Here is a 24309-nt window from a genome sequence, read left to right on the forward strand (position 1 = left end):
AGTCATTTGCGACTCTTGCAGGGAAGCTTCACGGATATTCTCTAATAATTCTTGTTCTTCTTCACGATCATAGAATTTCATAATAAACTATGCTTTTAATAAATAAATCATCATTATCGCAACAGTCATTACGGTAACATCCATTACGATAATACAAAGATATTATTTTTTGTACTTACACCCAAAAGAAATGCAGGTATCTTTCTAACCTGCTTAATTCATAGTAGGCTAAAGGAATTGTGTTAAAAAACCGGGATTTGAATGACCTCGAAATCTTTTTTTCATTTGCATTGTTCTGATGCAATATATCATTCACATAAAAATTTAATGCAATGAAGAGAAACCTGAACCCTCCTATGAAGAGAGCCCTAAGGCTTAAAAATCTATTCTTGACGGTATGTTTCCTGCTGATAGGCACTGCCGCATTTTCTCAGGAACGGACCATAACCGGTGTCGTTACCGACTCGTTTAAAGAACCGTTGATTGGTGTATCCATTGTGGTACAAGGCACCAATACCGGTGTAGTGACCGGACTGGATGGTGATTATTCAATCCAAGTTCCGCCAAATGCCACCCTTGACTTCTCATACGTAGGCATGGAGAAGCAAAGCATTAAAGTAGGTAACCAAAGCGTCATCAATGTACAGATGAAAGAAGACTCGCAAATGCTTGCCGAAACAGTGGTCATCGGTTACGGTAGCGCCAAAAAGCGTGACCTGACAGGATCTATCACCAACATTAAAGGTGATGAAATTGCCAACAAACCTGTTGCCAACCCACTGTCTGCCCTGCAAGGTAAAGTGGCCGGTGTACAAATCATCAACTCCGGTAAGGCAGGTGCCGACCCGGAAATCCGCGTACGCGGTACAAACTCTATCAATGGTTACAAGCCCTTGTATGTAGTGGACGGACTGTTCAATGACAACATCAACTTCCTGAACCCGCAGGATATCGAGTCAATGGAAATCTTGAAAGACCCTTCCTCACTTGCCATCTTCGGTGTGCGTGGTGCCAATGGTGTAATCATCATCACCACCAAGAAAGCGAAAGAGGGACAGACACGGGTAAACATCAACGGTTCGTTCGGCTTCAAAGCCATTACCAATAAAATTGCAATGGTAGATGCCGATGGTTTCAAACTGCTGTATAACGAACAGTTGAAAAATGAAGGCAATCCGGAATATAATTTCTCGGACTGGACAGGTAACACCAACTGGCAGGACGAAATCTTCCAGACCGGATTCATTACGAACAACAACATCAGCATTACAGGTGCTTCCGACAGGCACAGTTTCTACCTCGGCGCAGGTTATGCCTACGAACAAGGGAACATCAAGCACGAGAAGTACAGCAAAATCACACTAAACATCAGCAATGATTATAAAGTGACGGACAACTTCAAAGTAGGTTTCCAGTTTAACGGTGCACGTATGCTGCCAGCTGATTCAAAGAGTGTTGCCACTGCTCTGCGGGCGGCTCCGGTAGCAGAGGTGTATAACAAAGAATATGGATTGTATACCTCCCTCCCCGGCTTCCAGAAAGCGCAGATGAATAACCCGATGGTGGACGTTGAACTGAAGGCAAATACCACAAAGGCGGAGAACTACCGCGGTTCGGGCAACATATACGGGCAATGGGACTTCCTGCAACACTTTCAGTTCAAAGCCATGTTCTCGCTGGATTATGCATCGAACAGCACACGGACTTACACGCCGATTATTAAAGTGTATGATGCCAGTGCCGAGAACGATATAGCTACACTGGGCACCGGCAAGACCGGAGTGACTCAGGCTAAAGAGACCGAGATGAAAGTGCAGAGCGACTATCTGTTGACTTATACCAACTCCTGGGGCGACCATAGTCTGACAGCCACCGCCGGTTTTACCACCTATTATAATAAACTCGAAAATCTGAATGCCGGACGCACACAAGGCGTAGGACTGGTCATTCCGGACAATCCGGACAAATGGTATGTAAGTATCGGCGATGCCGCCACTGCAACCAACGGTAGTACACAATGGGAACGTTCTACAGTATCTGTACTGGCACGTATTCTCTATAACTATAAAGGCAAATACCTGTTCAACGGCTCCTACCGCCGCGACGGTTCTTCCGCTTTCTCTTATACAGGAAACCAATGGCAGAATTTCTACTCCGTAGGTCTGGGTTGGTTGATGAGCGAAGAGGAATGGATGAAAGGTATCGAATGGCTGGATATGTTGAAACTGAAAGGATCATGGGGTACCCTGGGTAACCAAAACCTGGATAGAGCCTATCCGGCAGAGCCTTTGCTGAGCAATGCCTATTCCGCAGTATTCGGTACTCCGTCCGCCATTTATCCGGGCTATCAGCTTGCCTATCTCCCTAACCCGAACCTGCGTTGGGAAAAAGTAGAAGCATGGGAAGTAGGTGCCGAAGCCAACTTCTTCCGCAACCGTCTGCACTTTGAGGGTGTATATTACAAGAAGAAAACTAAGGACCTGCTGGCAGAAGTTCCCGGTATCTCAGGAACCGTGCCGGGCATCGGTAACCTGGGATCTATCGAAAACCTGGGTGTGGAACTTGCACTGAGCTGGCGCGACCAGATCGGCGACTGGAATTATAACGTCGGGGCCAACCTGACTACAATTAAGAACAAGGTATTAAGCCTTGTACAGGATGGATACTCCATCATTGCCGGAGATAAGAGCCAAAGTTATACAATGGCAGGTTATCCTATCGGCTACTTCTATGGTTACAAAGTAGAAGGTGTTTACCAGACTCAGGAAGAGATTAACAGTTCACCGAAAAATACGCTTGCAACCGTCACTCCGGGTGACTTGAAGTTTAAGGATGTGAACGGTGACGGTGAAATCACCACCGCCGACCGTACCATGATTGGTGACCCAACTCCTAATGTTACTTATGGCATCACTCTCGGAGTAGGTTATAAAAACTGGGAGTTGGCAGTAGATATGATGGGACAAGGCGGTAACCAGATTTACCGTACCTGGGATAACTACAACTGGAGCCAGTTCAACTTCATGGCACAACGCATGGACCGTTGGCATGGAGAGGGTACCAGCAATACCCAGCCGTTGCTGAACACGAAGCATACCATCAACAATATGAATTCCGAATATTATATAGAAGACGGCTCGTTCTTCCGCATCCGCAACGTATCACTGGCTTACAACTTTGATAAGGCGCTGATTTCCAAGATCGGTATGCAGGCATTGAAACTTTATGTGAATATCCAAAACCTGAAAACATGGAAGCATAACACCGGATATACGCCTGAACTGGGTGGCTCGGCCATCGCCTTCGGGGTAGACGACGGAAGTTATCCGATGCCGGCAATTTATACGTTTGGATTCAACTTAACGTTCTAAAGCAGTATCATAAACCATCTAACAACAAAGAATATGAAGATAAAGAAATATATCCTATCCCTGTTGATTGGTGCAACCGCCCTCTCATTCAGTGCTTGTAATGACTTCCTGGACCGCGACCCGCTGGGACAGTTCACGGAAGACGATGATCCTAACGCCCTTGTAGGCGGAAAGATATTCAACGTTTACTACCTGATGCGTTCGTATGACATCACCGCAGGCATTCCCGCTTTCATGGTGCACATGGTGCGCAGCGAGGATTCCGAGAAAGGTAGTGATGCCGGTGACGGTGGCAATGAAGCTGCCATGTGGGATGATTTCGAGTACACAGCCTCCAATGGTCCGCTAGGCGCCTACTGGGGTCAGAACTACAAAATCATCTACCAATGTAATGAAATCTTAGACGACATCGCCAACAGCGATCATAAGGACGACACCGAATCCATCCGCAACCGTGGTGAAGCCCTCTTCTTCCGTGCCTACTGCTACTTTAACCTGGTACGTGCCTTTGGCGAAGTACCTTTGGTGACTATCAAAGTAGTGGAAGCCTCCGACGCCAACGTCCCCAAGACCACTGCCGAAAAGATATACGAACAGATTGACAAAGACCTGACCGAGGCCGAAAAGTGTCTGCCCTTGAGATGGGACAGCGACTACACGGGACGACTCACCTGGGGTGCCGCACGTTCCCTGCACGCACGCACCTACATGATGCGTAACGATTGGGACAATATGTATACAGCCTCTACCGAAGTAATCAACTCCGGCATTTATAACCTGAATACTCCGGTAGATAAAGTCTTCACCGTAGAAGGTGAGAACTGTGGTGAAAGTATCTTCGAACTGCAATGTGAAGCAACCGATGCCATGAAAGAAGATGGTAGTATCGGCAGCCAATTCTGCCAGGTACAGGGTGTGCGCGGAGCAGGCGATTGGGATTTGGGATGGGGCTGGCACATGGCCACCACCCTGATGGGTAAAGCTTACGAACCGGGCGATCCGCGTAAGAATGCTACACTGCTTTACTTCCGCCACAGTAATGACGACCCCATCACACCGGAGAATACCAATACACCTTATGGCGAATCTCCCGTTTCTACCGCCATGGGCGCTTACTTCAACAAGAAAGCATACACCGACCCAGCCTTGCGCCGCAAGTATACCCGCATGGGCTTCTGGGTAAATATCCGCCTGATCCGTTACCCGGACGTGCTGTTGATGGCTGCCGAGTCTGCCAACGAAAAAGGTTTGATGGGCGAAGCAAGCGGTTATCTGGAACAAGTACGCGCACATGCCCGCGGCACACTGACCAATGTACTTCCTAAAGTAGAGTCTCTGGATCAGAGTGTATTGCGTGAAGCTATCCGTCACGAACGCCGCGTAGAGCTGGGATTAGAGCCCGACCGTTTCTATGACCTCGTACGTTGGGGTATCGCACAAGAAGTGCTTCAGGCTGCCGGAAAAAACTATCAGCCTAAAAACGCACTGCTGCCATTGCCGCAAACAGAGATAGATAAATCAAACGGTGTATTGATACAAAACCCCGATTATTAATCAATTAGGAATTAAATAGGGGATATCAGAAAGATGCTGGCAGGTGACTAAAAGTTTCTCGGTGTGAAACCATTGGTTTCATGCCTTGAAACTCTCAGTTTCACACCGAGAAACCGGCAGTTTCATCGCTTGAAACTGGTAGTTCCAACTGGGGGAACAAACAAATGCAAAGTATCTCCTTATCGGATTCTAACTTATATAAATAAAAAGATATGAAGAAAATACTCAAAAGAACAAGCCTGTTGCTGATCAGCGCTTTAATGAGCATAGCGGCGGCACAGGCTCAAAAGTCACCGCAAGACATGGATCGCTTCATCGACGCACTGATGAAGAAGATGACCGTGGAAGAGAAAATCGGACAATTGAACCTACCCGTCACGGGAGACATCACCACGGGACAGGCCAAAAGTAGCGACGTGGCACAAAAGATTGAAAAAGGATTGGTGGGCGGACTCTTCAACCTAAAAGGTGTAGACCGTATTCTTGAAGTGCAAAAGCTGGCAGTAGAGAAATCACGCCTCGGTATTCCCCTGCTGTTCGGCATGGATGTGATACATGGCTACGAAACCATCTTCCCCATTCCATTGGGATTGTCCTGCACCTGGGATATGGCGGCTATCGAGAAATCCGCCCGTATTGCAGCCATCGAAGCAAGTGCCGATGGCATTTCCTGGACATTCAGTCCGATGGTAGACATCAGTCGCGACCCACGTTGGGGACGTGTCAGCGAGGGCTCGGGAGAAGATCCGTTTCTGGGTGGAGCTATCGCACAGGCAATGGTATACGGATACCAGGGTGCCAATCTGCAAGACCAATTGCACCGCAACGATGAAATCATGGCTTGCGTAAAACACTTTGCATTGTATGGAGCCGGAGAAGCCGGACGCGACTATAATACAGTAGATATGAGCCGCAACCGGATGTTCAATGAATTCATGTACCCGTATGAGGCTGCCGTAGAGGCCGGAGTGGGTAGTGTGATGGCGTCATTCAATGAAATAGACGGTATTCCCGCCACCGGAAACAAATGGCTGCTGAGCGATTTGCTGCGTGGCCAGTGGGGCTTCGAAGGGTTTGTGGTAACGGACTTCACAGGCATTTCAGAGATGATAGAGCATGGTGTCGGCGACTTGCAAACCGTCAGTGCACTCGCTCTTAATGCAGGGGTGGACATGGATATGGTAAGTGAGGGCTTCGTCGGTACACTGATGAAATCAATTAAAGAAGGAAAAGTAAGAATGGGCACGTTGAATACAGCCTGCCGCCGGATATTGGAAGCGAAATACAAGCTGGGACTGTTTGACAATCCTTATAAATACTGCGACGTGAACCGTCCGAAGCGGGATATCTTCACAAAAGAGCATCGTGACGCCGCCCGCAAGATTGCCGGCGAAAGTTTTGTTCTTCTGAAGAATGCCCCCGCCACCGCACAGCCACTCGCAGCTCATAGCTCGTCACCCGTAACTGCTTCCCCCGTGCTTCCGTTGAAGAAACAAGGTACAGTTGCCGTCATCGGCCCTCTCGGAAATACCCGCAGCAACATGCCGGGCACCTGGAGCGTAGCCGCACGCCTCAACGATTATCCTTCTTTATACGAAGGCTTGAAAGAAATGATGGCAGGCAAGGTGAACATCACCTATGCCAAAGGTAGTAACCTCATCGGCGATGCAGCTTACGAAGAACGTGCCACCATGTTCGGCCGTTCATTGAACCGCGATAATCGCACGGACCAGGAGTTACTGGACGAAGCACTGAAAATTGCAGCCGGCGCCGATGTTATCGTAGCTGCCCTGGGAGAATCTTCTGAAATGAGCGGTGAAAGTTCAAGCCGCACCGAACTCGGCTTGCCCGATGTACAACATACCCTGTTGGAAGCCTTACTGAAAACGGGTAAACCCGTAGTACTAACCCTCTTTACCGGTCGGCCGTTGACGCTGAACTGGGAACAGGAGCATGTACCTGCCATCTTGAATGTATGGTTCGGAGGCAGTGAAGCGGCTTATGCCATTGGCGATGTTCTGTTCGGTGACGTCAATCCGAGTGGAAAACTAACCATGACTTTCCCGAAGAATGTAGGCCAGATACCTTTGTTCTACAATCATAAGAATACCGGTCGGCCACTGGCGGCAGGCAAATGGTTCGAAAAGTTCCGTTCAAACTATCTGGATGTGGATAACGAACCGCTGTATCCCTTCGGTTATGGATTGTCGTATACCACTTTCCAGTACAGTGACATTGCATTGAGCACACCGACATTGGGAAAAGATGGTTCCGTTACAGCCGTAGTCACCGTCACCAATACTGGTAAACATGACGGTGCGGAAGTAGTTCAACTCTATATCCGCGACCTCGTAGGAAGTATCACCCGCCCTGTACGCGAGTTGAAAGGTTTCAATAAAATCTTCCTTCGCGCCGGAGAAAGCAAAACGGTATCATTCACTATCACGCGTGATCTGCTTCGCTTCTATGATTACGACCTGAACTACGTAGCCGAACCGGGTGACTTTGACATCATGATCGGTGGAAACAGCCAGGCTGTGAAGACGGCGAAGTTGACACTTAAAGTTTAGTGATTAGGGTTTAGTGATAAGTGATTAGTGGGCTACGCTATTATTCCGCATGGCACTAATCACTTATCACTAAACCCTAATCACTAAACTTTAACCCCTTATTAATTATGAAACAATTAACAACCTATCTTCCCCTCCTCTTTTTACTTCTCCTCGGAGCCTGCAAGAATGCCAAGACCGGAAGTGCCGCCCAACTTACTGATGATGCCCTCATGGACACCGTTCAACGGCGAACCTTCAATTACTTCTGGGAAGGCGCGGAGCCTAACAGCGGTCTTGCCCCCGAGCGTATCCACATGGATGGTATCTACCCCGAAAAAGACCAGAACGTCATTACTTCCGGCGGTAGCGGCTTCGGCATTATGGCGATACTTTCAGGTATCGACCGCAACTACATCACTCGTGAAGAAGGTCTGGCGCGTATGGAAAAGATAGTCTCTTTCCTTGAAAAAGCCGACCGCTTCCACGGTGCCTATCCTCACTGGTGGTATGGAGACACCGGCAAGGTAAAGCCTTTCGGACAGAAAGACAACGGTGGCGACCTCGTAGAAACAGCTTTCCTTATACAAGGACTGCTTGCCGTACACCAATATTACGTCAACGGTTCTCCCCAAGAACAGGCACTTGCCAAACGCATCGATACCCTTTGGCGTGATGTCGACTGGAATTTCTATCGCCAGGGCAACCAGAATGTACTCTACTGGCATTGGAGTCCCGAATACGGTTGGGCAATGGACTTCCCCGTACATGGTTACAACGAATGTCTCATCATGTACCTGCTTGCCGCTGCCTCACCCACGCACGGCGTTCCCGCCTCCGTCTATCATGAGGGATGGGCACAGAACGGCGCCATCGTCGAACCCCATAAAGTAGAAGATATCGAACTTCATTTGCGCTATCAGGGTTGTGAAGCTGGTCCCCTCTTCTGGGCACATTATTCCTTCCTCGGATTAGATCCGACGCATCTAAAAGATGAATACTGCGCCAGCTATTTCGATGAAATGCGTAATCTGACTCTCGTGAACCGTGCTTATTGCATCCGAAATCCGAAGCACTACAAAGGTTTCGGTCCGGACTGTTGGGGAGTGACTGCCAGCTACTCCGTCAACGGATACGCCGCCCACATGCCGAACGAGCGGGATGACCAGGGAGTCATCTCTCCTACAGCCGCTCTTTCGTCCATTGTCTATACCCCGGACTATTCGCTCGCTGTGATGCGCCATCTCTACGACATGGGCGATAAGCTATTCGGTCCTTATGGTTTCTACGATGCTTTCTCCGAAACAGAGAACTGGTATCCCAAACGATATCTTGCTATCGATCAGGGACCTATTGCCGTCATGATAGAGAACTATCGTACCGGCCTGTTATGGAAACTATTTATGAGCCATCCGGATGTGCAAAACGGATTGCAGAAACTGGGATTTAAATAGAGTTTTTAGTTTCCTCATTACCAGAGAAGATCAAGAATAAAACAATCACTGTATGATAAAGAGGCACTCCCGCCTCTCAACCATACAGTGATTTCACTTTTGAAAATCAATTATGATTTCCAATACCTACTTACTTCCCTACTTTCAATGGCCCTAAAGGTCCTCTTACAATTCCACCGTCTCCCCTATCATCAAAAATACGGATTGACAGAATATTATCTTTCCCATATTGTATAGCGTGTTCGGGTAACTCAACCTCAATAGGTACATTTCCAGAAGATATAAAATTGGGTGGAAGCGAACCGGATTTTCCGATACAGATACCGTTCAAATAAACTTCTCCCGCATCATCTATACTACCAATGGGAAGTATCAGTTTGAGATGGCGCCATTCTTCGGGAATATTAATGGTTTTCCGATACCAGCCAAATACCCTTGGAGCATCGTAACCGGAATGAGTTTCCCAATTTTGTGGCAGTTTAGCAGTAGGTTCCCATTCACTTTCATCTACATCCGGTTTCGTCCAGGCCATATCATCCCCTCTATGGAACTTCCAGTTATCTTCGAAATTAAGAGCAGGGAACAGACCTGTGTAAGCTGATGTTTTCAGGCCTTCAATTTGCATAGAGATATCACATAATCCATTAGAAACTTCAGTAAGAACATGAATGTATTCATTCCTTACAGAAGGCTCGATAATAAACGGTTCTTCTTTTACAACCTTATTATCATTTTTAACTTGCAGAGCAACCGTTTGCGGCTTATTTGAATGATTGTAAATATAATCAGAGATTTCAAGGTTATTATCCGGAGTTATTGTGTACGAAGCATCTCCGATAGCCAATCCGTTCAGTTCTATCTTAAAAGAATAAGCATATTCACAAGGTTTATTTTTGGGGAATTGTATTTCAAGCCCCTTATCGGTATAGTTCCAGTCTATTTTCTCGTTCGATCCTAATAAACTCACATTCTTGATTTCCATATTCTTCGTCTTCGAAGCATCCAACGAACTTATTAGAATCTTCCCATCGGTCCAGCCTAAACTTGTTGCATACAATATATTTCCATGAGTCGTAAAACGAATATCCCCAGCAGTATACGAAGTTGCGTGAGAATCGGTAAACGCACCGGAAGCACCTTTTATCGCCCCTTCGCCATAGCGTACCCAAGTACGTGTGCCATAGATAGCTTCACCATTTATTTTCAGCCATTCGCCAATGCCACGCAATACAGATTGCTGTTCTTCGGTAATACTTCCATCTGCCCTGGGACCTACATTCAAAAGTAAATTACCATTTTTACTTACGATATCAACCAGATCTTGAACTATTTGTTCCGGTGTCTTATTCTCTTCGTCAACCACATAACTCCACGATTTCTTTCCTACCGAGGTATCTGTCTGCCAGGGGTAACGTTTTAACGCATCCGATTTTCCACGTTCCACATCCCATACCATAACATCCTTAGGATAACCATATTTAGTATTTACCACCACTTCTTCTCCCCAATCAATAGCCGTGTTATAATAGTGAGCCATGATTTTATTGAAATACGGCATAATCTGAGGGCTATTAACTGTCCAGTCAAACCAGATTAGGCGGGGATGATACTTGTCTATTAACTCATATGTATGAGTCATAAAGTTGTTCATGAATCTCGTGTTTACCTGATTTCTCTCCAACCGTTCGCCATATAATGTAATAGTGCTATCCTGCACATCGGAAGGAAATTTCATTCCGCCTCCATAGAACCATGCATTCTCGGCCCGGTGCGTAGAAAGTCCGAATATAAGTCCGCGCTTATCAGCCGCTTTCTGCAATAGCCCGACAATATCTTTTTTAGGTCCCATATTTACTGAATTCCATGAATTCACTTTGCTATCGTACATGGCAAACCCATCGTGATGCTCGGCTACGGGAACAATATATTTCGCCCCGGACTCCTTAAACAACTCCACCCACTCGTCAGCATTAAACTTCTCGGCAGTAAACATCGGAATAAAATCTTTATAACCAAAAGTTAAAGGATCACCGTATTTCTCGACATGATATTTATATTCATTGCTATTCTGCATATACATGTGACGAGCATACCATTCGGTACCAAATGCCGGAATAGAATATATACCCCAGTGTATAAAGATTCCAAACTTCGCATCCTGAAACCATTCAGGGAATTTATAATTCTCTCTGATATTATCCCAATTGTCCTGAAATACTTCGGTGCCTTTAGCTGAAGCAACCGATTCAATATTGTACGTTGCCAGTGATTTATCTGAACTCTGGCAAGAGAACAACACCAATAATAATAATAAAGTAATACTGTGTTTCATATAAGTTAGTTTTTACATAATTCATTCAATTCCTTTGTTTCACCTTTCGCTATATTCAGAGAAATTTCTTTCTCCTGATAAAAGACTCTTGCTTGTTTACCTGCCAAACTGGTAATAACCGCATTTACAAGTCTGCCATCTTTCCACTCAAATGACAGTTCAAATCCACCTCTGGCACGAATACCAGAAATCTTACCCTCTCTAATCTTTTGAGGCAATGCAGGTAGAATGCGAATAACGTATAAATCTTCATTAGGCGAAGATGGATCTATATACATTTCATGGCTCTGAAGTAGCATTTCATTAACTCCGGAAACAAATCCATAGTTACCATCAATCTGGAATGGAGGGTGCGCATCGAACAAATTTGGATAAGTTCCTCCCTGATTACTATAATTGGTATCATTCGATCTAACTAATTTCAGTTGGCGACATAATAACTTATAAGCATAATCACCCTCCAAAAGCCTTGCCCAAAAATTAATCTTCCATGCCAGACTCCACCCTGTACCTTCATCTCCTCTTATCTGTAAAGAACGTTTGGCCGCTTCCGCAAGTTCCTTATGTTCAAAAGGAATTATTTCTCGTCCCGGATGCAATGCAAACAAATGAGATACATGGCGATGACGAATATCTTCCGCATTCAAATCAAAGTCATCATTCCATTCCATCAATTGCCCGGCACGCCCGATCTGTAAGGGACGAAGGCGAGCCAATGATTTCTCTAATATCTCTTTGAAAGAATTATCTTCATTTAGTATTCCGGTAGCGTAGATAGTATTTGAAAACAAATTACGAATAATGGAAAGCTCAATCGTGCTCCCCTCAGTAACAGCTACCCGACTACCATCAGGTGCAATATAACGATTCTCGGGTGACGTAGAAGGCGAAGTAACCAGATATCCATCTTTATTCTCAATTAAAACGGACAAATAGAACTCACATGCCTCTTTAAGTATCGGATACACTTTTCGAAGATATTCTTTATCTTGTGTATAAGCATAGTGCTCCCAGAAATCCTGACATGCCCAACCACTTCCACCAAAGAAACTGCCCCAAATAGTATATTGTCCCGGCGATGTCCATCCCCATGCATTGGTCATCATCGCATACATCCACCCCGAAGCATTGAAATAGCTCTGAGCTGTTTTTCGTCCCGGCTCTACCAAACTGGCAGTAAGCCGTAACATCGGAATATGACATTCGCTTAAATTAGAGGCCTCAACCATCCAATAATTCATTTGATAGTTAATATTTGCCTTGTAGTCAGAATGCCACGGCAATTTATAGCCATCACCCCATATTCCCTGACAATTCCCTGGCAAAGGATTATTCTCACGACTGGATGAAATCATCAGGTATCGACCAAATTGATAGAATAAATCAACAAACCCTAAATCATCGCTTTTCTCATTAAATCGGGTTAAACGCTGATCTGTAGGAATATCAATAGATTTGTTGTTACCCAAATTAAGACTTAATCTATTAAATATCCCTTGATAGTCTGCAACATGGATACTCTTTACATCATCATACTTCTTTCTGGATACAATATTCAATTTTCTTACGGCATCCTTAGAATCAATTGCCCGTCTATAATTTTTCTTATAATCCAGAATGTAAGATGTCTGACAAGTGATATAGACATAGGCGCTATCAGCTCCTTGAACAGATATTTTACCTTTACTGTTACTCACCCGGCCCCCGTCAGCTACGACTTTAACCCTCGCTTCATAATCGCAGTTTCCCCGATGCTCCATGTAATCCGTATTTCCTTTCATGACGAGTCCGTGGGAATCAGATGTGGTGACTGCCGAGAATTTACGATCTAATAGCATTGAAAAAGAAAGCCCTCCCTTCATATCGGTTCCAAGCTTCATCACAATTACACTATCAGGAGCCGAGGAAAAAATTTCACGGGAAAAAGAATATTCCCCAATTTTGAAATCAACTCCCGATATCGCCCTCGTTATGTCTAACCAACGTCTATAAGATCCCATTTCACCTTCAGGAAGTTCAAACTTAAGAGATAAATCACCTAACGTCTGGTAAGAAGATGAATAAATGGTATTATATATATCTTCGTTCGATACACTATTGCAAGTCATATATTGATGCGTCAATACTTCCGCCAGCTTGTAGTCACGATTTCGCAATGCTTCACGAATCTCTGGAAGTTTTTTATACGCATCAGTTCTATCGGAATTAGGCTGGGGTTCACCTGACCAAATAGTGACATCATTCAATTGAAGCTTTTCTTCATGAATGCCTCCAAAACACATAGCCCCCAGACGTCCATTTCCGATAGGAAGTGCCTCTTCCCATATTTCGGCCGGTTTGTCATACCAAATGGTATAGTTCTTCGAGAAAGGCGCCTGAGCCATTCCTACAGAAATAAAGCCGGATAACACAGTCACTAAAAAACTAATTTTATATTTCTCTATTTTCATCATCGCATTAATTATACAAATAAAACATGCGGTCCATCAAAGTCCACTTCTCTGTAGCACTTGCCCCCGGCTTAGAGACCTGAAATACAGACATACATTCTTCCCATTCGGCCTGCCGGGGTAAATGGGCCAGTTTCTCCATCGCTGTATCCCAATCAAAGTCCAATGGCGTTTCCACAATCATAAACAAGCGTGAATTATATATATATATTTCCATTTCAAGGATGCCGACTTCTCTGATACCTGCTCTGATTTCCGGCCATGAGTTCAATTTACTATGACGGTTAACATACTCTTCAATAAGTTCCGGATTATCTTTCAAATCCAATGTTTGACAATACCTTTTTACTGAATCATTGTATTTTCTCACCTGATAACCATTCTTACTATTTCCAATATCACTTCTCATAATTATATTAAATTTAGTTATACTATTTCATATTCCAACCAATCAGTTTTACAGGACCTATTAACCCTGCATGAGGCTCACCTCTATATGCAGACGGAATAGTCTGATAATGATTCGATAGCGTACTATATACCAAAACCTCTATTTTATTACTACCGGGTTTAAGAAACTTGGTTACGTCCAACTTAAAAGGAGAATTCATCAAAACATCTACAAAGTCTCCGTTAATATTCACTTCACAGGTCGCATCCACAATGCCTAAATCTAATTCAACCTTCTGTCCGAACTTATCAGAATCGAAATGAATTTCTTTTGTATATCTGATACCACCGGAGAAGAACTTTAATGCACCGAAATCGGACCAATTTCCCAATGAGACAGTACCCATACCACAGTTAAATTTAACAGGTTCAACAAAGAAAGCAGGTCCTTCATAACCTATCTCCGGTTTGGCAGAGACAACAATCGTACTTACTCCCTTATTGGGATGCTTGACAGTAAGCAAATATTTGCCACTTTCGACCGATATTTCCTTTAAAGGAACTTCTTTTCCGTCAATCCAAAGTTGATTCACTCTACCTTTTACGGTGAATTCCATCGTATAGGTACCGGGAGCCGTAGTAAATTGATAGAGCCACATTCCATTTGTTGAAGGAATAATGCTATAAGGCACATATTCCGTTTTATACCATTTGGTTGCCACAAGACTGTCAAAAGGAGAGTTCGCTTTTATCTCTGGATAATTTTCTTTATAAAAAACGACAGAACCTCTTTTTCTATCATCTACACTATAACTTTTCTTCTCAGCCAAAACGTAACTTCCCTTGGGGGTATTCGCATAAGCTATCAACAACCGATGCAAACCTTTTTTCAAGGTAACAACTTTATCCTGGATTAACTTTCCATCCAAATATAAGAAATCTGCATTTTCACCTTCTTGTTCTATTCGGTATTTTCCCGATTTAGCAATACAAACATACGTCTTAAAAAGTTGATGACCACCCTGATCTAAAATCAACATACGATTATCAACTTTACCTTTCAACCCATGATAGCCCTGTCCACCAGGGTTATCAAATACTCCGTATTGCCACGAGAAACAATAAGGTTTCCAGTCGGTTTGAAAATTATTTTCAAGCAGATAAGCATGCAGATCCACCGATTGGTCAAGAGTAACCGTTTCCATATAGGGAGCATATCCAAACACTCCTGTTGGAGAATCTGCAGGAAATACAGGAGTCGATTGATATTTTGTAGACACAGGGCTATAATAATAGGTAAATTCACGAGCTTCAGGACCTATCAATTCGTCGATAGCCGGCAAACGAAAATCTCCCCATTTATTATTCATCGTCGGAATAATTTCAATATTCCAATCACCTTCTACCTGTTGGGTATTTGATACAAACCATTTTTCGGATGATTCATTCTCATAAGTAGGAATACCTGGTGAAAAGACTATCAACTGAGCTACATTATATTCTCCATCAAATTTTATCCAACTTCCCTCATCTGTCTGACGAAGTATTGGTTGTGAAACAATGGTAGCATTCTTTGCATCCCAACGTTCAACTTTACCTTTCGACCGGAAAAAAAGTTCGCTTCCCTTTTCAATATTCATGATCATATATACATCCCGCACCCCAATCTTACGATGTAATACCTTTCCTTTTTCTGTGCTTACTTTAAAGTCTGGTACTATAAGTCGGGAGATGAGTTCGGGAATCTTCTTGTTATCCTCTTCAAACATTCCCTTTCCACTTTTAGTAGAGGACTTGAATATTTCATTCAATATCCTCTCTACATCTGCATTGTTCTCCCCACTTTTAGAAGTTGCCTTAGGCAGTGACCCTGTTGCTATAACAATTCCTCCTCTCTGGTAAAATTCAAATATTTTCAACAATGTTTCGTGATGCAATGCTTTCGTATCCGGCAATATCAGTACCTTATACTTTTCACCCGATACAGATAATGAGCCATTCTCAATTTCTGCCTTCTGAAGAGAATGAAAGTCTATATAATCATAATCCAGTCCAACCTCACTTAATTGATCGGTTACGTTCCACATCACATCAGGATTCGCATCCGGATATGCTTGCATGGATTCGGTTGGGTAAAGCACAGCAATATCACAGACATGTACTCCCTGACTTAACAAAAAGCTTAAACGTTCAGCATACTTTAGCCATTTTTTCATATGAGGCCAATAAGGCATCCGAAAATGAAAACAAGGAGGAGCCCATTCCCACCATCCACCATGAGTTGAATAATACAGCCCATGTAAACATAGTAAATTACCACCGGCTATCATGTGATGTTCTAATTGCGAGGTCAACCATTCACCATTACTATCCCATCCCATACTATGAAAAGCCTCCAGCCAAGTGCGGGGACGCTGATATAAATGAGTAATTGAACTGGATACCTTTGTTTGTCTGAAGCTTGAACCTTTTGCAGGAGCATCATTTCCCGGAGCCGTAAACCAGCTGATCATTCTAAAATAATCTAAGTATTGTAATGGTTCTAACCCACGTCCATTATTATCGCACCCATAGATCAAACCACGTTCATTATGCCAATCAAAAATTGGTTTAAAATACCTTTCTTCCGACAATTGGGTAACGACTTCAGCATAGTCCAAGCGTATTTTAGGAGTTATATCCCCTATATTCTCGAATAGAGCAGGCAAATAGGGCAAAATAGAATATCCCTTCCTTTTCATAAATTCTTCAGGCATATCTTCCGCCCATGAATGCATACTCAAGTCATAATGTAACTCATCCTGAAAAAAGAAGTTCATTCCTTTTCTTCCATGGGTATCTAATTTTTCTTCAAATCTATTGAAATAGACATTCACCAATCTCTTTCCGTAATCCGGATGTAACTCACAAGAAGGCTGCGTATAAACAATATATACTCTCTGCTCCTTAGCAGAAGGTGACTTCCAGGTTAACCGGTTATCGGAAATTTTATCTGTCAGATCAATCTTATCCGGGTAAGCTATAACAGATATGGTTTTCTGCGGCAATTGAATATTCAATATAGCTGACGGCTTCACCACATACTGCTCCAGTCTCAAGCGACCTTGATAGTTTGCGAAACGTGTATCATTCCATATTTCATCTACATAATATCCATTTTTTGTCCAGCCAAGCACGTAATCATCCAATCCTAATCCCACTCCCGCATCAGCGCATTTACCGGAAAACCAATTCCAAGTCTCCCACCATCTATCAGTAAAAACCCCTGGGGTTCCAGGATCAGCTTTTCCAAAGCCTCCATAACCATTGGAATTCAGTTTCACATCAACTAAAGGATGCGAATGAATATAACTTACCGAAAAACCATCGGTAGACGCTTCGCTTAGTATTTGTAATTGTTCCTGTAGTCTCTCCCGGTTTAGCGAATCGCCATTCCACCAATAGAAAGGTATATTACCATACCCTTTCGGAGGATCAGCAAAGTTTTCTTTGATATCAATATTACCTTCTCTGGATGGATATCCATTGTATCGTTGCTCTTGTGCCATTCCTCCCAAGAAAAATAAACACAAGAGTGCACTTCCTATCAACCTTCTCTCTATCATAACTGCTATTTATTACTGAGGTTACATTTTAGTATTAAATACGATGTTATCTCCACTCAAAATAATATCAATATTCTGTACAGGAGTAGTCACATCCTGTACAGGCTATCCCCCACCTACTGAAAGATGTATTTTGCCCGGTTTTATCACCCATTCGTCGAAATCATTATATACTGCAAATACCTTAGGAGGTAAAATTGAAACACTATTTTATAGGCTTCCCATTCATATCACTAACTTTTTTAAAGCGAAAGGCAGGATATTTCTTATTAGGAGCTTGCTCCCCAATAGTTCTAACTAGATTCAGTTTATCAACATTCTCGAAAAAATAAGCACTTTCCCAAGCTGCTTCCGTTTTTTCTTTATTCCAGATAACTTCACAATCAATCATTGAGAGTTTATTAACCTTATGAAACAAAAAACCATTGCGTGCACGTTTGTCTATGGCATTTTCCGGTTCCATAAATAGTTGGAAATTATTAAAACGTATATTTTTAATTTCCGAATCAAACCCTTCGAGTCGCACGCCACTCTGTCCATGTGCAATGATATGATTAAACGTTATATTCTCAATAACTCCTGCTGAAGGAATGTTCTCACTCCGCTTCTGGGTGGTCAGCCAAACTGCATCTCCATTTCCCCACCAGAACGTAGCTTTACGTACTGTATTGATGACGATATTCGTAAACAATACATTTCTCACATTGCCCCCGTCGCGAATAATCATATTCAGTCCACGATTAGCATCGTTTATAATGCAATTAGAGACTGCTATATTCTCGAAATCAGCGTGAGATTCTGTCCCTATTTTAAGAGCGGCAGAAGAAGAAGTAAGAATACAGTTGTTGACCGTAATCCATCTGCATGGTCTTGTCTCATTATTCTGCCGGGTTGTCTTTAGGCATAAAGCATCATCGCCCGTATTTATGACACAGTTGCTTATCATCACATTGCTACATCCATCAATATCTAAACCATCAGAGTTCACTCCATCTACAGAACTTGATTGTATGTGAATCCCATCCACATAAACCCTATCACACCATTGCAAATGTACCGCCCAGAAAGATGATTCTATCACTTCGACATCTTTTATATGCACATTGGTACAATCGGTAAAATTAATAGCCCCCGGACAAGGAGGTACTTTTCTATATTTAGTTCTGTAATCGGCTCCATATTTAATCGCATTGTCTATTTCGCGTCCTGTCACAAAGTCTGTGATAGCCAATTGAGGTTCTCTTCTAAATTGTTCACGCACTGCTTGACAATGCAATTTACCTGTTCCGGTAACAGATATATTGTTCTCATTCAAAGCAATCAGGATAACCTCAACTGCTTCTGCATCCGAGGCCCCTACTTTTATTTTATGATTCTTATAATCGCTCACCCGACGGCTGGCATACAAAGCTGAACCTGCATCCAAATGCAAGTTCACATTACTTCTCAAGACCACTGAGGTCGTTAAATAATTTCCACTTGGCACCCAGACTACCCCACCTCCGTTCTTTGCACACTCGTCAATTGCTTTTTGAATGGCATTTGTAGATAAAATTGTTGTGTCCGCTATTGCGCCATAATCCATAATATTATAAACAGCTTTATTAGCAGCACTCAAGTTTATCAGGAAATAAGTTGCTATTAAAGTAACTAAAAATCTTTTCATAAGTATCTATTAGTAGGAGAGCACAAAAGAGTATCCAACTCCCTCATTTTGTGCTCTCACACATTTATATAAATTAAATATTAATAGTCGTAACCCGGATTTTGAGCAATTATATTGCGTAAAGTCTGCGCCCAATCATAAGGAATAGGGCGTGTCAGATATTCATCCTTAAACGCTTGTTCAGGACCAAAAACCTCCAAAGCCCGAGCTGCTCTCTCATTCATCTTCTTTGTAAATACTCTTTCACGAAGCTTTCCAGTACGTTTTAGGTCAAGGAAGCGTCTTTCTTCCCCCATTAACTCACGCGCACGCTCATCCAGAATATTATCAATAGTCAATTCAAGTGCGGGAGCTGTACCGGTTAAAGCTGCACGATTACGCAATTTTTGCAAATAGCCGGCACCATCACCCAAACCGGCTTTCAAAGAAGCCTCAGCAGCTATTAAATATACCTCACCCAGACGGAATTCAAAATGATCTCTTGTACCATTTTCACCACCATCACTGTAAAGAGCCTTAGAATCCTTGAACTTCTTAATACCCGGATATACATAGTATCTTGCTTTCTTATCATTGCCATTTTCATCTTGGGCAAAACCATTTACACGATAATCACCATCATCATCTTTAAGTCCGCCTACAAGTGGTTGATCAGCATATTCATCAAAGTTTACTACAAAATAAGGAAGCTGGTCTTTTTCCTCACGCGTCATCTGATGTTCATCAGGGAATACACAATGAATCATTTTCTGTCCTACCATAATTTCTCCGAAAGCTCCAGCACTGAATGGCTTAGCCTCATTGGCAAAATACTCACGTTGGAACGTTTTATCAAAACGAGTATCCCAGGAACGATCAAATAATTGATAAGCAGCACGAGTAGGAGCTACCGTACCTGTATACCTTTCCATATATTCCAACTTGGCACCCATACCGGGTATTGCATATATAAAGGGCTGATAAGTAGAATAATCTGTATTCCCACTCCAATTTGTTTGTAGATTTGTACTATACTGAACAGAGAAGATTATCTCATCATTCTTCTCATTGTCTTCTCTGAATATATCCTCAAAATTAGTAAGAAGTGAATAACCTTCATTCTTGATTACATCTTCCGCCAACTCGTATGCTCTTTTGGCATCATTTGATTCTGCATACGATTTATATGAGCGTGTCAGATATATTTTGGACAAAAGAGTCTTGATGGCTCCACGAGTCACCCGCCCAAATTCAGCTTGATCATTTTTAGAAGCTACCTTACTATAACATCCTTCCAAATCTTGGATAAGAAAAGCATAGATATCTTTTTCTGGAGTTCTTTCTGCTGTAAAATGGGGCTCTGTAACCTCTTCAATCAATAGAGGAATATCACCAAACTGCTCCGTTAAATAATAATAGGCCAAAGCACGTAAGAATTTTGCTTCCCCAGCGCGTTGTTCACGGAGCTCCTCGGAAATATCAGCCTGCTGACCATAAGATATTATTGTATTAGCTCGCTGTATTAAGTTATATCCATCTATGAACATCCATAAGAAATCCCCATTCCTAGCATCAATAGAGGTTTTATAATACTCGTTCATACCTCTTAGGTAAGTTTTACTATATTCCACTTTGTCTTTCACATTGCCATAATCTAAGCCACGCCCGGGAGAAGTATAAATATCTGTCCCCAATGTATAGGTTACTGATCTACGAGTCACATAACGCACTGGCTCATAGCCAGCCTTTACTAAGTATTCATACCCATCTTTCGTCCTAAAGTAACTCTGGGCATTCATTGTTCCTTCCGGTTTCTCTGTCAGAAAATCCTCACAAGAAGTAGCAGATAAGAGGATCAAGCCTCCTAAACAAATATTCTTTAATATATTGAGTTTCATAATTGATATTTAATTAGAATGTTACATTTATGCCAAACTGATAGCTCGATACAGATACACCACCATTATAAGTGGCTGTATTATCAGCATTTCCACTTCCATTAGTCGCATTAGCTCCAAACTCCGGGTCAAGACCTGTATAGTTAGTGAAAATAAAAGGATTAATAGCTGTGACGTACAGTCTCATCTTGGATATATGGCAATTCTTAAGCCATTTTAAAGGCATATTATATCCTAAAGTCATATTTCCTACACGTACAAATGATGTTTTCTTGTAACACAGCAGACTGGTATTTCCACCATTGAAGCCCGGACGATAAAAGGTATTAGAAGGATTCTCTGGTGTCCAATAATCAACCTTCAATTGATTGATTTCACCCAAGTACTCATTCTGCAACTCTGTATGGAACTTACTCCATTTCATTTCTCCCTGACGGGTATATATAAACACAGAGAAGTCAAAATCCTTATAAGTGAATGTATTTGTAATGCTACCTGTCCAATCGGGGAACGGAGTTCCTAAAATTATACGGTCCTTATCCGGGGTTATCGTACCACTATTGTCCTGGTCTACCTCTTTTACAGCACCAGGCAGCCTGCCATATTTACTCGCTTCATCTTTCTCACTTGTTTGCCATATCCCATCCCAAGCATAGTCATAATGAACAAGGACAGGCTGACCGATAAATAGTTTCTGATCGGGATAGTCTTTGCTATCACCAAATATCTCTGTTATTTCATTCTTATTAGTAGCAAAACTTAGATTGGTAGTCCAAGAGAAATCTTTGGTTTGTATATTTACCGTATTCAAGCCTATTTCCAGTCCTTTATTTCTAGTAGCACCGACGTTAACCGCACCAACATTATCAAAACCGTTGGTTTGAGGAATCTTTTGTGAAAGAATCAAATCGTATGTCTTTTTATTGTAGAGTTCAACATTACCAGCTAAACGCCCACCCCAAAGAGCAAAATCTAATCCTAAATTAATTTCCTTACTTTTTTCCCAACCAAGTTTATCATTCTTTATACGATTCAGATATTGTCCATTGGCATTAGTTCCATCAAAATCATATTGAGTGCTGCTCGTTCCCAAAATAGTAGAATAATTATCGACAGCATTATTTCCCGATTCTCCATAGCTAAGACGTAATTTCAAATTATTGATTACGCTATTATCTTTCAGAAAACCTTCTTCTGTGACACGCCATGCTATGGCAGCCGATGGGAAAAATCCCCATTTATGTCCTTGTGCTAATTTTGAAGAACCATCTGCACGTCCAGTCACAGTGAAAAGATATTTATCCTTGTATGAATAGTTGAAACGCCCCATAAAGGATACAAGTCGATCTCTGCCTTCCCATGATTCACGGGCTACCTCAGTACCTGCCGACTTTATATTATGCCATTTCGAGTTGAAAGGAAGATCCTTAACAGAAATATACGAATGTTCCCATTGTGCCTCATAAGTACTTGTACCAAGCATTACGTCGATAGAGTGATCTTTATGAATCGTTCTGACAAAATTCACCGTATTATCCCATGTGTAAGAATAACCATTGTTATTCGTCAAATCGGCCTTAGGCAAAGCTGTTCCTTTATTCGATTTAGTAAATGTATCGGCAGCATAGCCAAACCGATCAAAATAGGCGTACGGGGAGAACGTACTTCGCACAGTTAAACCATCCATTATCTTATAATTTATGAAAAAATTGGCATATCCATTTAACTGACGGCTATTCTGAACCTCATTCTCCGCATCATAAAGTGGATTGGTAAAACGCTCTGGACGATAATCCTGAACATAGAATTGGCGATTACCATCTACATCATTCGGTGATGCAATAGGACGTAAACGAAAAGCTGAGCGAAGAGCTTCACGTGAACCATTGTCAATATTCCCATAACGCGCATTGACCGACAGTCCCAAAGTGAAATTACCAACCTTGCCTTCAATACCCAATTTAAGAGTAAAACGTTCCATTTGTTCACCTTCAATACTACCAGTCTGATTTACATAACCTACTGACATAATATGTTTTTCTTTCTCACTTCCACCAGTAAGACTCACAGAATGAGAGGTTTGAAATCCATTCTGCAAAGTATAATCCAACCAGTCAGTAAAATTACCATTATCTGCATTCTCCTTTTCACGACCTACAAAAGGATTATGGTTAGAACCTCCATTGATTGCTTCTTTCGCATAAGCAACATATTCCGGACCATTAAACATTTCAGGCAAATTCGTTGGAGTAGTAAAACCCACCATACCATCGTAAGTTACAACCGTTTTTCCGCTTTGTCCACTCTTTGTCGTCACAATGATTACCCCGTTCGAGCCACGGGAACCATAAATCGCTGTGGCTGAGACATCTTTCAATATATCTATCCGTTCAATATCTACAGGATTAATCGCATTAATATCCCCCCCAATAACTCCGTCAATAACACATAAAGGAGAAGATGATTTATTGATAGAGTTCATACCACGAATTTCAATATTATAGCCAGTGCCCAATTTTCCATTGTTCTGAGTGACATTAACACCTGCAGTTTGGCCTCTTAACGCTCCTAAAGTGGAGTTCTGGCCAGTAGATTTCAATGTTGCATTAGATATCGATTTCACAGAACCGGTTAAATCCTTCTTTTTCATTGTCCCATAACCAACCACTACTACTTCATCCAAAAGCTCAGAATCCTCAACCATAACAATCTGAAGGCTCTCTTTACCATTCACTTTGACACGTTGAGTAGCATAGCCTATTGAACTGATATTTAGCTCATCTCCAGGCTTTACTTGCAGTGTAAAATTACCATCAAAATCCGTTATAACCCCAGTAGTAGAACCCACTACCAAAATAGTGGCGCCAATTAAAGGTTCTCCTTTTTCATCTATCACCTTTCCCGTTATGTTTTTTTGGGCATAGATAGGGACAAAACCTATCATTAGTAATAGAAAAACGACTAATTTCTGAGTTAGTCCTCTCTCGAAATGTGTTTTAAACATAATAGTACAAATTAAAAGATTAAAAATATATTCATATCACAAAATTGTCTATCAAAG

Annotated in this window: 11 protein-coding genes; 4 read left to right on the plus strand and 7 right to left on the minus strand. The window is 42.4% G+C overall.

The window, feature by feature from the left end:
* Positions 1 to 332 precede the first annotated feature (332 nt).
* From BACCELL_RS06040 to BACCELL_RS06055, 4 genes are all read left to right on the plus strand, one after another.
* Positions 333 to 3371 carry a SusC/RagA family TonB-linked outer membrane protein gene (locus tag BACCELL_RS06040; RefSeq protein WP_007210737.1) on the plus strand — a complete coding sequence of 1013 codons (3039 nt, stop codon included), beginning with the start codon at positions 333 to 335 and terminating at the stop codon, positions 3369 to 3371.
* 33 nt (positions 3372 to 3404) lie between these two features.
* A complete protein-coding gene (locus BACCELL_RS06045; RefSeq protein ID WP_007210738.1) occupies positions 3405 to 4925 on the plus strand; it encodes a RagB/SusD family nutrient uptake outer membrane protein in 1521 nt (506 codons plus the stop codon).
* Positions 4926 to 5137: 212 nt separating this feature from the next.
* On the plus strand, positions 5138 to 7495 hold the full coding sequence (gene bglX, locus BACCELL_RS06050) for a beta-glucosidase BglX (RefSeq protein ID WP_007210740.1): 2358 nt from the start codon (positions 5138 to 5140) through the stop codon (positions 7493 to 7495).
* 107 nt (positions 7496 to 7602) lie between these two features.
* Positions 7603 to 8928: a glucoamylase family protein gene (locus BACCELL_RS06055; RefSeq protein ID WP_007210741.1), complete on the plus strand. Its 1326-nt coding sequence runs from the start codon at positions 7603 to 7605 to the stop codon at positions 8926 to 8928.
* Between the two features lie 130 nt (positions 8929 to 9058).
* On the opposite strand, the gene BACCELL_RS06060 is transcribed toward BACCELL_RS06055, so the two are convergent.
* The 7 genes from BACCELL_RS06060 to BACCELL_RS06090 form a co-directional block, all read right to left on the minus strand.
* Positions 9059 to 11260 carry an alpha-L-fucosidase gene (locus BACCELL_RS06060; protein WP_007210742.1) on the minus strand — a complete coding sequence of 734 codons (2202 nt, stop codon included), beginning with the start codon at positions 11258 to 11260 and terminating at the stop codon, positions 9059 to 9061.
* Positions 11261 to 11265: 5 nt separating this feature from the next.
* Positions 11266 to 13713, minus strand: coding sequence for a glycoside hydrolase family 95 protein (locus BACCELL_RS06065; RefSeq protein ID WP_007210743.1), 2448 nt, complete (start codon positions 13711 to 13713; stop codon positions 11266 to 11268).
* 4 nt (positions 13714 to 13717) lie between these two features.
* Complete coding sequence (locus BACCELL_RS06070) at positions 13718 to 14119, minus strand: L-rhamnose mutarotase (RefSeq protein WP_007210744.1); 402 nt, start codon at positions 14117 to 14119, stop codon at positions 13718 to 13720.
* A 22-nt stretch (positions 14120 to 14141) separates the two neighbouring features.
* Positions 14142 to 17705 carry a glycosyl hydrolase gene (locus tag BACCELL_RS06075; protein WP_007210745.1) on the minus strand — a complete coding sequence of 1188 codons (3564 nt, stop codon included), beginning with the start codon at positions 17703 to 17705 and terminating at the stop codon, positions 14142 to 14144.
* 205 nt (positions 17706 to 17910) lie between these two features.
* The gene (locus BACCELL_RS06080) at positions 17911 to 19371 is read right to left on the minus strand and encodes a glycoside hydrolase family 28 protein (RefSeq protein WP_007210746.1); all 1461 of its coding nucleotides are present in this window, start codon (positions 19369 to 19371) and stop codon (positions 17911 to 17913) included.
* A gap of 80 nt (positions 19372 to 19451) precedes the next feature.
* A complete protein-coding gene (locus tag BACCELL_RS06085) occupies positions 19452 to 21248 on the minus strand; it encodes a RagB/SusD family nutrient uptake outer membrane protein (RefSeq protein ID WP_007210747.1) in 1797 nt (598 codons plus the stop codon).
* A 13-nt stretch (positions 21249 to 21261) separates the two neighbouring features.
* Positions 21262 to 24252, minus strand: coding sequence for a SusC/RagA family TonB-linked outer membrane protein (locus tag BACCELL_RS06090; protein WP_007210748.1), 2991 nt, complete (start codon positions 24250 to 24252; stop codon positions 21262 to 21264).
* Between the last annotated feature and the right edge of the window lie 57 nt (positions 24253 to 24309).

The sequence above is a fragment of the Bacteroides cellulosilyticus DSM 14838 genome, from assembly GCF_000158035.1.
Classification (GTDB): Bacteria; Bacteroidota; Bacteroidia; order Bacteroidales; family Bacteroidaceae; genus Bacteroides; species Bacteroides cellulosilyticus.